The sequence below is a fragment of the Pseudoalteromonas sp. NC201 genome (assembly GCF_002850255.1).
In the GTDB taxonomy this organism is placed as follows: domain Bacteria; phylum Pseudomonadota; class Gammaproteobacteria; order Enterobacterales; family Alteromonadaceae; genus Pseudoalteromonas.
Genome location: NZ_CP022522.1, coordinates 2580428 through 2593763, shown reverse-complemented (window position 1 = coordinate 2593763; position 13336 = coordinate 2580428). Strand labels below are relative to the sequence as shown.

The 13336-nt window shown below is 42.4% G+C and carries 16 protein-coding genes; all 16 read left to right on the top strand.

What is annotated here, in order from left to right:
• The first annotated feature begins 141 nt into the window (after positions 1 to 141).
• The 16 genes from PNC201_RS11095 (at position 142) to PNC201_RS11015 (ending at position 13331) form a co-directional block, all read left to right on the top strand.
• Positions 142 to 810: a hypothetical protein gene (locus PNC201_RS11095; RefSeq protein WP_227387014.1), complete on the top strand. Its 669-nt coding sequence runs from the start codon at positions 142 to 144 to the stop codon at positions 808 to 810.
• 54 nt (positions 811 to 864) lie between these two features.
• Positions 865 to 1389, top strand: a complete 525-nt coding sequence (locus PNC201_RS11090; protein ID WP_102057077.1) for a DUF4303 domain-containing protein — start codon at positions 865 to 867, stop codon at positions 1387 to 1389.
• 78 nt (positions 1390 to 1467) lie between these two features.
• Entirely contained in the window at positions 1468 to 2094 is a 627-nt protein-coding gene (locus PNC201_RS11085) for an SMI1/KNR4 family protein (protein ID WP_095728453.1), read from the top strand.
• Between the two features lie 74 nt (positions 2095 to 2168).
• Positions 2169 to 2723 (top strand): GNAT family N-acetyltransferase, encoded by a 555-nt coding sequence (locus PNC201_RS11080; RefSeq protein ID WP_102057076.1) that lies wholly within the window; start codon positions 2169 to 2171, stop codon positions 2721 to 2723.
• 26 nt (positions 2724 to 2749) lie between these two features.
• Positions 2750 to 3364, top strand: coding sequence for a LysE family translocator (locus PNC201_RS11075; protein WP_102057075.1), 615 nt, complete (start codon positions 2750 to 2752; stop codon positions 3362 to 3364).
• A gap of 252 nt (positions 3365 to 3616) precedes the next feature.
• The gene (locus PNC201_RS11070; RefSeq protein WP_102057074.1) at positions 3617 to 4132 is read left to right on the top strand and encodes an adenylate kinase; all 516 of its coding nucleotides are present in this window, start codon (positions 3617 to 3619) and stop codon (positions 4130 to 4132) included.
• A gap of 779 nt (positions 4133 to 4911) precedes the next feature.
• Positions 4912 to 5232, top strand: a complete 321-nt coding sequence (locus PNC201_RS11060) for a DMT family transporter (protein ID WP_010605177.1) — start codon at positions 4912 to 4914, stop codon at positions 5230 to 5232.
• A 64-nt stretch (positions 5233 to 5296) separates the two neighbouring features.
• Positions 5297 to 7555, top strand: coding sequence for a hypothetical protein (locus PNC201_RS11055; protein ID WP_102057073.1), 2259 nt, complete (start codon positions 5297 to 5299; stop codon positions 7553 to 7555).
• 82 nt (positions 7556 to 7637) lie between these two features.
• Positions 7638 to 7964, top strand: a complete 327-nt coding sequence (locus tag PNC201_RS11050; protein ID WP_233525164.1) for a hypothetical protein — start codon at positions 7638 to 7640, stop codon at positions 7962 to 7964.
• Between the two features lie 179 nt (positions 7965 to 8143).
• Positions 8144 to 8611 (top strand): DUF4265 domain-containing protein, encoded by a 468-nt coding sequence (locus tag PNC201_RS11045; RefSeq protein WP_102057071.1) that lies wholly within the window; start codon positions 8144 to 8146, stop codon positions 8609 to 8611.
• 139 nt (positions 8612 to 8750) lie between these two features.
• Entirely contained in the window at positions 8751 to 9125 is a 375-nt protein-coding gene (locus tag PNC201_RS11040; protein ID WP_102057070.1) for a GFA family protein, read from the top strand.
• 31 nt (positions 9126 to 9156) lie between these two features.
• Positions 9157 to 9294 (top strand): hypothetical protein, encoded by a 138-nt coding sequence (locus tag PNC201_RS23510; RefSeq protein WP_227387021.1) that lies wholly within the window; start codon positions 9157 to 9159, stop codon positions 9292 to 9294.
• A 230-nt stretch (positions 9295 to 9524) separates the two neighbouring features.
• Complete coding sequence (locus PNC201_RS11030) at positions 9525 to 9764, top strand: GNAT family N-acetyltransferase (RefSeq protein WP_325050964.1); 240 nt, start codon at positions 9525 to 9527, stop codon at positions 9762 to 9764.
• A gap of 65 nt (positions 9765 to 9829) precedes the next feature.
• Positions 9830 to 10249, top strand: a complete 420-nt coding sequence (locus PNC201_RS11025; RefSeq protein WP_010605173.1) for a hypothetical protein — start codon at positions 9830 to 9832, stop codon at positions 10247 to 10249.
• Positions 10250 to 10479: 230 nt separating this feature from the next.
• Positions 10480 to 11862: a Na+/H+ antiporter NhaC family protein gene (locus PNC201_RS11020; RefSeq protein WP_102057069.1), complete on the top strand. Its 1383-nt coding sequence runs from the start codon at positions 10480 to 10482 to the stop codon at positions 11860 to 11862.
• Between the two features lie 122 nt (positions 11863 to 11984).
• Positions 11985 to 13331: a DUF2254 domain-containing protein gene (locus PNC201_RS11015; RefSeq protein ID WP_102057068.1), complete on the top strand. Its 1347-nt coding sequence runs from the start codon at positions 11985 to 11987 to the stop codon at positions 13329 to 13331.
• Positions 13332 to 13336: the final 5 nt, after the last annotated feature.

The window sequence follows — 13336 nt, the reverse complement described above, 5'->3', positions numbered from 1 at the left end:
ATAGCATGGTATGGATATCGCAAAATAAATCCAAAAATCTAGTGCGTCTATTTATCTCCCTTACAACCGTCAGCATAAGTACGAACACATTCGAACCGACAATTACGCAGTACGTCTTACTTGATTGAGGCTTAAATTTTTATGAAGGTCTTTTTAATACTGTTATTGGTAGCTGCGTTTTCGGGAGATGTTGTTGCAGACATGCCAATAGAAACTACTTTACCAAACAACTTAGATAAGGAAATAGCAATGGACTTAAAGGATAGAACAATTTATCCCATTATTAAGGCTGGAGATTGGCCAGGTATTCAATACGGTGCGGTTTATTCAGTATTAATTGGCCCAGAAGATGACCCAGAAGTCGTGATTGGTTTTGGTTATGATACCCCAGATAACTTCGTTTTTTTAACACATCAAGACGGTCAAGAGATCGATTTAAATGTGGTAGTTCCACAGGCTTTTCAAAATATTGATGCTTTAGATGTAACCTTTGTCCCGTCCGCAGTGCTAAACAACCAAGTATTAACTGCCAGCGGAGAGTCTTTTAGTAGTGAAGCGATTTTATCTCAAACGCAAATGCTGAAAGCGCACGAAATGCTAGATGCCGAACAGTTACTTGTCTCAATAGCGAGACGTACCGGATTAATGGTGGTATCCAGAGATGCATCGCACGATTTATTGGATAAGTTTATTTATTTACATAGCGAAGCTTGGAACGATGATAGTTACGGTAACGCACCTATCGCAAATAGGCTCTTTTTAATCGAAAATGGCAAAATAGTTGGGTCGATGTCATTAGCAGATAAATAAGCCTGCGGATCTGTTTGGTGTGTTATCCAGAGTGTAGTGTATGGAGGTTGTGCCATGTCAGATTTGATTGACTTTGATAAGTTGAAAAGTCTCGTCAAAGATGCCGTAAAAACTACTTTTACAAACCTCCAACGTATACACCAGCCAGATGAGTTGCTCGGTTATGCCTTATGTACTGATGACAGTGTAATGACGCTCTATCACGTTGCCATGACACAACAATGGCTTTCACAAGATGATAATACTGAGTTTGAGTTCTCTCCCGTTGAGTGGGATTTAAGCGATAGGGATGTGCATTTTAAAGGTGTTGCTACTTTACTCGCAGCTCGCCTTGAACTGGAAGATGCAAAGCTCTATGAAAATTATCTTGAAGAAATTATCAACCCCACTTTCAAGGCTTTTGTATTGGCGCTTTTAGAGTTGAGGCAAGAAGGCGTCTTTGCCAAAAATGTTTTTCTGTCAGTGCTAAGTGCAGATCCAAGCGAGCATATGTTGGAACTTGAAAGCGCAGCAAATCGTAAGCTAAATAGCGCAGAGTTGCTGAACCGATTCAATGATTGGCATGCTCGGTTTGGTTGAAGGCGGATGAGCAAACACGCGTATTTTAGATATCAATGGAATTAACTCTTAGATTTAAGTGATAAGGAAGTAATTAAAATGAACTTGATGGAATGGGTACAGGCAACATTGCCTGAGCTTATGTGTGATCTTAATCAGCCGGCGACAGCGAGTGAAATAGCAAGCCTAGAGAATAAGCTCGGTGTTGAACTGCCTGAGCGATTGAAAGCGATGTATCTCGAACATAACGGCCAGAAAGATGAGATCAATACTGGTTTATTTTACGGACTCAATTTTTTACCTTTGAACAGAGTTTATGAAGAATGGTGTTCGTGGGCTGAAATCATCGATTCACAAGGTGAAGAGGGAATGAAAGAGCTGAGCATGTTTTCAACCTCTCACGTTCCTGGGTTTATCAAAGAAGTTTATGCTAATAAAAAGTGGGTACCGTTTGCCCATGATTGGGCAGGCAACTACCTTGGTTTAGATTTTGATCCGGCCGAAAATGGCACAGTTGGACAAGTGATAAACTTTGGTCGTGACGAAGACGAAAAGTTTGTGATTGCTAAGTCGTTCTCTGAGTTTATGCAGTGGTATACCGCTGAACTTGAGTCAGGTAATTACAGTATTGTGGTCGAAGACGATGGTGGTAGAAGTTTTAATACTAAACAGCCGCAATCCGGCCATTTTTTAGATGCAGTCAAAGTGCTATTTCGCGCAGTATAGATAACTTTCACCATGCTATTTATCGCGGTTTGAAGTTATCTCTGTGTTGCGTTTTGAATGTTTAGGAGATCAATATGCAATTTCCAGAATTTGAAACACCACGCTTGAAGCTTACGGCGCTATCCGAATGCGACAGTAATGCTATTTTTGAACTATTTTCAAACCAAGAGGTAGTGAAATACTACGATTTAGAGGCATTTAGTGAGCGGTTACAAGCTGAGAAACTCATAGATTTCTTTCATTCTCGATTTGATAGCGGTGTTGGGATCCGTTGGGCTATCCGATTAAAAGACACTGAGCAGCTTATAGGTACGTGTGGTTTTAACTCATGGAACTCAGCGATGAAAAATGCAGTTATCGGTTATGATTTGATGCCGAAATTTTGGGGAAAGGGTTATACCACTGAAGCATTACACCAAATTATCTCCGCCGCGTTTGATGGTTTACTAGCATGTGGTGCACTGAATCGAATTCAAGGAGATACGGTGCCGGGAAATCATGCGTCAGAGGCTGTGTTAGAAAAGCTAGGTTTTAAAGCTGAGGGAGTTAGACGACAAAGTGGGTATTGGAAAGAACAATTTCACGACCTAACGTGCTTTGGGTTATTAAAGTCAGAATTTAATCGCTGAGCCAATATTTTTTAAAAGGAAAGACAATGGAAATCTGGACACTACTTTTATTTATTCCAGCCTGCTTTGCCTTGAATATGGCACCAGGGCCAAATAATCTTCTAGCGCTAAATAATGCTCGTCGTTATGGTTTTCGTATAGCTCTACTTGCGGGATTTGGAAGGCTCGCCGCATTTTGTGTGATGATTGCGCTTGCCGCTTCAGGCCTTGCTGTTGTGCTGTATACGTCGGAAATATTGTTTCTTGCCATTAAGATTTGTGGCGCGCTCTATTTATTATGGATGGCTTATAATTTATGGCGCTCAGACGTTAGTCCAGTTTCGGATGATGTCCGCAATCTGAGCATTACCGGACTGATGAAGCAAGAGTTCGCTCTTGCTGCGGGTAATCCAAAGGCAATTTTGATATTTACCGCTTTTCTCCCTCAGTTTGTCGACGTTGCAAAAAATGTGACAGAGCAATTTTCACTATTGGGGGCTACTTTTCTCGTTCTGGAAATAGTGGCTATCGCTATGTACGCTGTTATTGGGCTGTATCTAAGGCAGTGGTTTAGTAAACCTAAACTGGTTAAACGTTTTAATCGTGCATGTGCTTCATTTTTGGCGCTATCTGGCGGCAACTTACTGTTGAGTAGACAGTAGCGATGCCAAAGTTAGTGACTCGCCAGCCCACAAAGTGATGCTGTTTCTCAATTCACTCATCTGGCCTGCGTGTGCTTGACAATAACTAATCATTACGTGAAAGTATCGGTATGAATATAAAACTATTTCTCACAAGTACACGAATTATTACCATTCCTTAGGAGTGGTGGTTTTGTGTGCTTTTTTAATGAACCCACCAAAGTAAGGTGGGTTTTTTGTATCTGCCTTGTGGGGCCACAGCAAGGAGGTTACATGAAGAAAATAGCAGTTTTTGGTAAACCGGGAAGCGGCAAGTCTACGGTGAGTAAAGGACTGGCCGCGGCAATACACATCCCGTTATATCAATTAGACTCGCTGCTCTACCAAGCAAATGGCGAGTTTGTTGACAGAGCCGCTTTTGATAAAGCACATCAAAACATATTGAATACTGATGCGTGGATCATTGACGGCTTTGGTCCGTTAGATGCGTTTAAACAGCGCTTAGATGCAGCAGATACCTTAGTCTACATCGACTTACCATATCGAGTGAGTTATTGGTTTGTGATAAAACGTCTTTTAAAAAGCATGCTCAATAAGCCTGAAGGCTGGCCAGATGGTAGCTCAGTGTTTAAAGGGACGATTGCCAGTATTAAAACGTTAAGGCGCTGCCCGCAATTTTGGAATGAAAAATTCTTATCGCAGTTAGAGGAAAGTGCGCAAACCAAAACACTCTATGTGATTAAGTCGGTTGCGGCGCTTGATAGCTTTGTACGCCAACATGCGAAGTAATATCATCAAAGGGTAAATGTGAGTAATGTATTGATTTGATTTACAGCCTTTGGTGTTACGTCTTTTGCGCTGTAAATGATGAATAATAAAACTGGTAGCGGTCTTACCCACACTAAAACGGTGATAAATCATCTAATCGCAGCTATTATTTGCTATTTGCCTTTGTACTTTTTTGTTGTTCTTTATACTTAGCCGGTTTGATAGTTGCGCATGGAGAGGTGCATGAGAAGAGTTGTAATATATAATAAGAAAAAGCATTTTTTCGCGACAACCAGACGTTGAGTTACTCAACCAACAGATTGAACAGATAGAGCAAGGTGGTTGGAAGGTGTTGTCTGTCACGGCTAACTGCGATTTTTTAGGATATTAGGGCCTGTTGATCTTTCAAGTTTGTTTTTGCAGCAGTTTGATTGGTATTTATACAAGGCAGAGCCAGCGTAGCATAGTCATTCTATGTAAGTCTGGTGATAACACAGTAGAAATGCCAATCAAGCGCTGCCCTTTGGGTTCACCTGAGTGCGCTTTGTTCATTGTTGCTCAACTTTTGCCTAGATTACTAGGCGACAAGTCGAGCGTCGCGACCAAAACACACTCAGAAGAACAAAAATCAAACAGCAAAGGTCAACAGGCCCTCGCTCTTTTACAATCTTAATTGAGTCTTAATTTGTTTGCCGTGAAGCTTGAATTAGCTTCACGGGCGTGCTAATTTTTTCTTGCTCTGGTGGACGACCTGCAGAGCTTTCTTTTACTGGCGGGGACGACCCCATTTTGGAGTTGTCATGAGCTGGTTGCTACTTGCTTTTGCAGGTTTATTGGAAGTCGTTTGGGCTATTGGTTTGAAATTTACCAACGGTTTTACGAAGCCTGTTCCCTCAATTATTACTTTAGTGGCGATGGCCGCAAGTTTCTACTTTCTCAGTGTTGCACTACGAACTTTACCGCTTAGCGTTGCTTATTCTGTCTGGGTTGGCATTGGTATGCTAGGGTCGATTATTGTTGGCTTTGTCTATTTTAAAGAACCGTTGTCATCACTTAAGCTACTCAGTTTACTGTTGATAGTGATTGGGATTATTGGTCTAAAATTATCCTCTCAGGGTTAAATTACAGCTATAGTTAATCGGAGCTTAGGTTAGATAATTCCACTTTAAATGAAAAGGAAATTCGATGACGATTGAATTGAATATGGCGGGCTTACAAATGCTTGTCGAGACTACCCTCACACCACTTAAAGACTATCATGGTGATTTGTTCCCTTGGCGCGGGGAAATGGTAGAAAGCCATAGCTTCGCATTGGAGGGGATAACCGCAAGTGTTACTGGTGACGCTAAGGTAGAGCTCATAAACGCGAGCACTGTCATCGATGAAGACGGTATTATTGGTGAGCAAAAAGCGGTTAATGCAGATCTCGAACCTACCACAACACTTACCTATAGTGATGAGGTGTGCTGGATAAAATACAGCACACAGATTGATTTTGATCTAACCGGTGCCTCCAAAGCGGAGCTGCTTGGCATCAATACAGATGGGCAGGCACAATGTAAACTAGCAGCCTACCTATGCCATCAACCACATGAAGCTGTGGGTCTTGCCTTAGGCCGCGACCTTGCGACTATGCCGGTTATTTTCGATGTTGAGGATGTTAAGTCACTTGCACCTAACAATGCATTGATGATGGAAACGGCTGGGGCGTTAACCGTGAGCGCCAATTTTAGGTGGTCAGATATAATCGCGCAAAATCTCGATATGTTTAGCCGCTGGTTGGACCAAGGAGAATTACTTGATGTTAACCTTGATTCGGCTTTGAATGCGGACCTTAATATCGAGATCCGTGGTGGCTTTCGTGTTGTCTTTTCTAAACGCTTGGATAAACCACACCATACTTTCCTCGCAATTAAAAAATCAACATTGTCGAATACCGCTTTAACAATCACTGGGGGAGTGAACGCCAAATTTGCCGACCAAACCGGATTTAAGCAAGCTTATTCGAGTATTTTGACAGGGGTATTCAACGCACCTCTGGATAAGGTTGAAGAAATCCTCTCACTCGTCGCAACAGAATCACCCGATGAAGCGCAAAACGACCTGATCTTAAGATTAAAAGATCGCTTACAGCTTGATCCACTAACGGACAGTTTAGAACGACTTCAAAGCGAGCTACTGACCATTAAAAAAACGGTGCTAGCAAATATTGAAACGGCTGCAAAGTTAAAAGCTGAGCTAAGTGTTAAGTTTGAATTCACGCGTTTATCCAGTCATCAATCGCTGCTTGAAGCTAAATTAACTACCAAAGGCCTAGAGCAGGTGCATCTTGATGCGTTATTTGGGCGGGTTGGTACTATCACTCAGCATAGTTACCAAGATGAAATTGAGATAGAGCGCTTCTTCTTTCAAACCAGTACTGAAATCAAGCAAGCCTATGGGTTCAATTTAGGCTTTGGTGCTTGGTCGGCCATGAGCCGTAACAGCTATTCATTTAAAACCATTGAAACGAGAGACAAGCTAAATAGAGTGCAACTTGCTACGCTTGGAATGCGTGGTTATCAAGATGATATTAATGGCGATAAACGTCATTACTATCTCAGCTTTGATGCTCAGATGGTGGCCTTTTCAACATCAACGCCGCCCAAGCTAAACGAGTTTACATTGGGTCTGACGCTCTTACATAAACAGCAAGAGGCGAGTGTGACCAGTAACGAGCTGGACCACTTGGTCGATGATTTATCGGTATGGGGTATGATCCCAGAGTTTGGCTCTGAGGATACAAAACACCGATTGAGCGAGATACTCAAAGATGCCGATAATGTGCGGATCGTTAAGTCCTTACACCTTGACCATGACGCGTTTGTTCAGCTACTACCTTTATTAGGTCAGTTTGATAGTAGAAGACTGGCCATCTCGCTTGCCGCTGCATTACCTATCAATCACAAAATACTTCCTGAGCGGGCGACTATAGAAAATCGGGTGAAATTATATGATGCGATTTTTGAGGCATTGTTAAATTCGCAACTTAACTCTCATAACGAAGTGGCTCTGGCGACATATCAATATCTCAAAGCAAAGGGATGTCGAAAACTTGCACGCAAAGAGCGGGATTGGCGCAGGCTAGGTGCGAGTAAATTCCAAACCCTTGCAGGAATAGTCGAGTTGCATCCGCGGATTTTGCACGACATTAAAAACCTATGCGATGGTTTTGCACAACTTAACCTCGCTTATCACCAAGAAGGGGATTATTCAGTGCTTGAAAAAGCATTTAATCTTTTTGATGACATGGGCGAACATGGATTTTATAACCGCTTTTTCGCCCATTATGTATTGCAATGTACGCGCACTTTTCCTCAGGCACAAAATGGTACCAAAGTGACGGTGAAGCTAGAGTTTGTTAAAGACGGTAAAGAAATTGATGTGCTTTGGGGCAAACGTTAGCATGCCACTTTGAGTCTCAGAGCGCCACGTTCGCAAATTGTATACGTTATATCTAAAACCGAAATTTGGAGGCAAAGATAAATTGGATTACTTACGATGGATAAGGAATAATTTCACGAAAATCGAGCTGATAGACGATCGGATATTGCATGAGGTAATTACAGAAGCGAAAGCAGACTCAGCAACCTTAAATGAGCTGTGCAAAGCGCTTGGTGTATTGTTTATTGTAGTACCGTTTAACGTCTACCTTGCCGTTTCTGGGTTATTGTCTTACGACAATTTGTCCTTTTGGTTAGTGATGCTTATCACCGCTATGATAGGAGTGGGAGTCTCTTTATATATTGAACAGAAAATTATAAAAAGAAAGATCGCACAGTCGATCTCAAAGCTAAAATTAGCTGGTGATTAACCACTTTGTTTTCTATGGGTCGTCGCTTAATTTTCTCTTCAGTTTTGCTACTGCATCATGTTCGCAATCTAAACCCATATACAAGTAACACATTGTAATTGTGGGTAACTTTTATTTGTTGGACTTACGGTCGGTTAAATAAAACGAGATCAGTCCATGTAAAGGCGGTTTGTATCCATATGAATGATGTAGTCACTGACAAAATACGGTTTACTTTTAAAAACCATCCTCAAGGATGTGCTGAAGAATTTATTGTTGCGACGGCAGTGAGCGATAATATTTATCAAATAAAAGGCGCTCCGCTTTTTGCTTTTGGTGTTAACTACGACGACCACGTTTTGGTTGCACCAGATAGCGAAGGTTCTTTAGACGTCATCGAGATTGTGGCTCGAAGTGAGTATCACTCTTTGCGGATCCGCTTTACAAACGAGTTAGAAAATGCCAAAAACATAGAGCTACTTCAAGAGCTTACTCTATCTGGCGTGGAGAGCGAGCAATTGGATGATGGGTGCTTTGCCTTGACGGTTTCACCGCAAAGAGAATACGAATCTTTTATCGATATCTTGCATTATTATCAGGAGCTTGGAGTATTGAAGTATGAACTTGCCGGCGAGCCCCACGATAACTTCGATGGTAACAGTGCGTAACTAAGAGATACCTAACTAATGCATCACAAATTCAGTGGCTTAGTGTTCAGTTTTGTGTTTCACTTGGAACTTTATAGGCACGGTAATTTACTATCGTACTTAATTTAGGATAATGGCGAAATACTAAGGAAACACAAGGATGGCTGTCAATTTTGTTGGAGGATGTTTATGTGGGAAGATCCGTTTTACCGCGATTGGCGTCCCTCGTAACCCTCATACCTGCTCATGTAAAATGTGCCAAAGACATAGCGGTGCTCTAACCGTTACATGGGTAGAGTTCGCAAGTGAAGAGGTAAGCTGGGATGGGCCTGGCGGTGCTCCTAAGGCGTGGCGTTCATCGGATTATTCATCGCGCGCCTTTTGCCCTGAGTGTGGTAGCACATTAGGTGCAATAGATGACGCACCTGTCATTGCATTAGTGCTCGGCGTTTTTGATGCCAATAGTCGTAAAGCCCTAGAACCCAAATCTCATTCTTATATTTCAAAAAGGCCAAAATGGTGGCGCATAGGATGAAGTTAACCTAAGCGTCGTATGCGAGTATATTATGACTTATTACGCTATCGAAGATGCGTCGTGGCCTGAGATCCTAACGCTACAAAGTCAGGCGTATCATGATGTTGCGCCGGAAACTGTGGATATCCTAAAAAGTAAATGGATGCGCTCGCCAAAGAGTTGTTTTTAAACAACATCGAGCCGTGGATGCCTATTTATTGGCGCACCCTTGGTACGATGAAAAGCCGCCGAGTTTGTTTACATTATACCAATCTACCTAAATACTTGCTCAATTTGAAGGAACAAATCTGACGCTAACTGTGTTAAAAATTTCTTATTTAGAACAACTAAATAGCAAAATTTTTGCCTTGTTATCGACAAGATTTTCTTGCCTCAAAATAGAGCACTTAATTCAGCAAATTGGTATTACTTCCTGAACAACCGCCTAGTTCGTCGTTGTTTCTACATGATCTAGTTGTTTCACAAGCCGTATCTGGGCAGGGAATTGGTGCCTTGATGATTAAACGCTTAGTTGAGCTGGCGACTCAAATGGGGTACTGTCGCATTCGGCTCGTGGCTGTACAAAATAGCGTGGGGTTTTGGTTGATGTTCCAAAGCCAATTAAGGTATGCAAAAGTTATGGTGAAGATGCGCAGCTGATGGAAATGAAAGTGTAAGGTGCGCCAGCTAAGCTTGGAAGGAAAGTAGCCATACGGTAATTTACGATGATTAAAAAAATAGTAATTATATTCTCGCTGCTGTTTGCATCTAGCCACGGCAGTGCTGATGAATTAAAGCCATTCACAAGCGATGGTTGTAGTGCATTTCCTGATGGTACTTTGGCGCAAAATGAACTGTGGTTGAGCTGTTGCACGGCACACGACCTTGCCTACTGGAAAGGTGGTACCGCTATAGAGCGCGAAAATGCCGACATTGCCTTGCAAAAATGTGTTGCTGCGGTAGGTCAAGAAGAAGTGGCAACCTTGATGTTAGCGGGTGTACGACTTGGTGGGCTTCCTTATTTACCTACGCCATTTCGTTGGGGGTACGGGTGGTCTTATCCTAGACGTTACGCCGAATTGACCGCTGAAGAGATAGAGCAAGTAAATAAGCACATGGCAAAACTAGCATTAGACAAAAAATAAATTGACGCAAAGTCAAATTCTGTATATTTTCTCCGCGATGTTTCAATGAGGGCCATACAGTCAACTCGTCAACCCAATATTAGGCAGATCCTCACACGCATTAAGTGCCTGTGATTTTAACCTTTTGTTCTGAATTTGGGAAACGGACAAGACTGCATCAGCCGCTGTTTATAGCCGATGTTGCGTCCCTTTTTTCCGCTGCTCAAATTCCTTTGATTTGGGAAATTCGCATGGCTGAGCCAAGTGCAATTAGCATCATTCCCCCAGTCGTCGTATTGACGCTTGCAATTATCTTACGTCGTCCTATCTTGTCCCTTGTCTTAGGGGCGCTTGTAGGACTCGCATTGTTAGACCCTGCCACCGTATTGGCAAATTTTGCTGATGCTTCGCTAAAAGTGATGGGCGATGAAACCATCGGCTGGCTTATTCTGGTATGTGGTACGTTTGGTGCTTTGATAGCATTGTTGGTGCACACGGGTGGTGCCTTAGCATTTGGTCGCAATGCACTGAAAATGGCAAAAGGGCCAAAGTCGTCTTTGCTTATGACCTATTTTTTAGGTGTGATCATTTTTATTGATGATTATCTCAATGCGCTGACGGTTGGTGAGACGATGCGCCGCGTTACCGATAAGTTTAAGATTTCTAGGGAAATGCTTGCCTATGTTGTGGATTCAACCGCTGCGCCTATCTGTGTTTTAGTACCACTTTCGACTTGGGCGGTGTTCTTTGGCGGTTTGTTGGTTGATAACGGTGTCGCGGGAGAAGGACAGGGGATCAGTACGTATATTCAGGCCATTCCTTACATGCTGTATGCTTGGGTGGCTGTAATTATGGTGCCATTGGTGATCTTTGGTATTGTGCCACTATTAGGCCCAATGAAAAAAGCAGAACTTGCAGCTAAACAAGGACAACCTGCGCTTGAGCAGGTTGATTTGGAAGAAGTACATACGCCGGATCACTATGCTGCAAAAGCCATTGAGCAGGAGTTTGAACAAGCCGACACTCAAGGCAAATTGGTTAACTTTTTGCTGCCCATTGGTTTGCTGGTGGCGTTTACGGTATATTTTGACATTGATGTATGGAAAGGCTTGTTAGCGACTTTGGCTGTGACTATCCCATTTTATATGGTGCAAAGGTTGATGCCGCTTGCAGACATGCTTGAGCAAATGATCAATGGTTTTAAATGCATGCTACCCGCGATAGGAACGGTTATCGCCGCATTTATCTTTAAGGATGTGTGCGATCAACTGCTATTGCCACAATATGTGATAAATGCGCTGAGTCCTTATATGACAGCTGGTTTACTGCCTGCGATGGTGTTTTTATCTATGGCTATTTTGGCTTTTGCAACAGGCTCTAGTTGGGGGATCTTCGCCGTGACTATTCCTATCGTGATGCCATTGGCCGTTGCGGTAGATGCTAATATTCCTTTGGTGATAGGTGCGTTGTTGTCGGCATCATCATTTGGTAGTCAAGCGTGTTTCTACTCGGATTCTACGGTATTGGCAGCTCAAGGCTCAGATTGTAACTTAGTCAGTCATGCCATCACTCAGCTACCTTATGCGTTGATTGCGGCTGCTATTGCCTTTGTTGGCTTCTTAAGCATTGCATAATCGCAAGTAAGTTTTAGGGTTAGTTTTGCTAACCCTTCGAAGCTAACTTTCTAAAATACATTACTCTATTGCTCAAGTCTTGCTAGGCTATATAATCAGATTCTCAAAGTGTAAGGATAGCAATGTTCACACCTCGCAAGTTGGCCGAAAATTATCGCGAACTGATAAGTAGTATCGGTTTCTACCCCTCTTTACTTGCAGTTGCATTTTTTATTTTCGCGCTCATAACCACGGCACTTGAATATGCAGCTCCTATCAGCAACTTTAAGGAGCTTATAGCGATTGTACTGGTCGACAGTGAAGAGAACGCACGAACCATCTTAAGCACGCTCGTGGGTAGTATCATCTCATTGACGGTATTTAGTTTTTCAATGGTGATGATTGTGCTGAATAATGCCAGCGCTGGGTTATCACCTAGAGTGTTGCCGGGCCTGATCACCAGAAAGTCACACCAGCTGGTATTGGGGTTTTATCTCGGCAGTATCATTTATGCCATCATTATGCTGATAAACATTCGTGGTGTGGGCAATGGTGAAACTGGGATCCCGGCGTTAGGGGTTTTATTTTCGCTGGTGTTTGGACTGATCTCATTAGGCTTTTTTGTATTTTTTATCCATTCAATCTCCCGCGCCATACAGGTCGATAATGTGCTAAATGACCTGTTTAACAACACCAAGAATGAGATGAAGAATATTATCACCAAACAGCAAGAGCAGCCTTTTGATAACTTTCCTGACTTTTCGAGTTGGCATAATTTACCCAGCACAGAAGAGGGATATTTTAAGGGAGTACACAGTGACAAACTGTGCGGGTTGTGCGAGCAACATGACTTAAAAATATATATTGCAGTTAAACAAGGGTTTTTTACCGTTAAAGGCTATCCGTTTCTTAAGTGTAATAAGGATCTTAGTGAAAATGAGGCGCTACAGGATGCGTTACTTGGCTGTTTTATTTTTTATGTTGAAGAGTACATCAGCGACCATTATCGCTATGGTTTAACACAAATCTCGGAGATTGCAGTGAAGGCCATGAGCCCAGGGATTAATGACCCCGGTACTGCGGTAAAGGCGATTGATATGCTGAGTATTTTACTTATCCAGCGTTTGGATATTTGCGATGTGAACTACTCCTTTAAACACGCTAAAAATGAGCCGCTTTTATATATTCACGAAGCGTCTTTTGATGAACTATTGCATGATAATTTTACGCCGATAAGAAACTATGCAAAGACCGATGGCTATGTCATGGTTAATGTGTTGGAAGCGTTTAAAAATATACTGTTTCGCTCAAGTGCGGATCAACAAGCGACGGAAAGTTTATTTAATTATCTAGAGGCCATCATCGACGATGTGCGCAATACCATCACTAACCCGTTTGACCGTCAACGGATCATTGAAATGCTCGAGGCCATTGAGAAAATTAATGGCGACAAAGGAGAAGCGCTTATTACTCAATTTACACGAGAATAAGCGCG

What these genes read in the sequence shown, in the direction of transcription:
- PNC201_RS11055 (WP_102057073.1), top strand. Translation starts at nt 5,297, where the DNA reads ATGACGATTGAATTGAATATGGCGGGCTTACAAATGCTTGTCGAGACT.
- PNC201_RS11095 (WP_227387014.1), top strand. Translation starts at nt 142, where the DNA reads ATGAAGGTCTTTTTAATACTGTTATTGGTAGCTGCGTTTTCGGGAGAT.
- PNC201_RS11085 (WP_095728453.1), top strand. Translation starts at nt 1,468, where the DNA reads ATGAACTTGATGGAATGGGTACAGGCAACATTGCCTGAGCTTATGTGT.
- PNC201_RS11090 (WP_102057077.1), top strand. Translation starts at nt 865, where the DNA reads ATGTCAGATTTGATTGACTTTGATAAGTTGAAAAGTCTCGTCAAAGAT.
- PNC201_RS23510 (WP_227387021.1), top strand. Translation starts at nt 9,157, where the DNA reads ATGACTTATTACGCTATCGAAGATGCGTCGTGGCCTGAGATCCTAACG.
- PNC201_RS11060 (WP_010605177.1), top strand. Translation starts at nt 4,912, where the DNA reads ATGAGCTGGTTGCTACTTGCTTTTGCAGGTTTATTGGAAGTCGTTTGG.
- PNC201_RS11075 (WP_102057075.1), top strand. Translation starts at nt 2,750, where the DNA reads ATGGAAATCTGGACACTACTTTTATTTATTCCAGCCTGCTTTGCCTTG.
- PNC201_RS11025 (WP_010605173.1), top strand. Translation starts at nt 9,830, where the DNA reads ATGATTAAAAAAATAGTAATTATATTCTCGCTGCTGTTTGCATCTAGC.
- PNC201_RS11070 (WP_102057074.1), top strand. Translation starts at nt 3,617, where the DNA reads ATGAAGAAAATAGCAGTTTTTGGTAAACCGGGAAGCGGCAAGTCTACG.
- PNC201_RS11080 (WP_102057076.1), top strand. Translation starts at nt 2,169, where the DNA reads ATGCAATTTCCAGAATTTGAAACACCACGCTTGAAGCTTACGGCGCTA.
- PNC201_RS11045 (WP_102057071.1), top strand. Translation starts at nt 8,144, where the DNA reads ATGAATGATGTAGTCACTGACAAAATACGGTTTACTTTTAAAAACCAT.
- PNC201_RS11015 (WP_102057068.1), top strand. Translation starts at nt 11,985, where the DNA reads ATGTTCACACCTCGCAAGTTGGCCGAAAATTATCGCGAACTGATAAGT.
- PNC201_RS11040 (WP_102057070.1), top strand. Translation starts at nt 8,751, where the DNA reads ATGGCTGTCAATTTTGTTGGAGGATGTTTATGTGGGAAGATCCGTTTT.
- PNC201_RS11020 (WP_102057069.1), top strand. Translation starts at nt 10,480, where the DNA reads ATGGCTGAGCCAAGTGCAATTAGCATCATTCCCCCAGTCGTCGTATTG.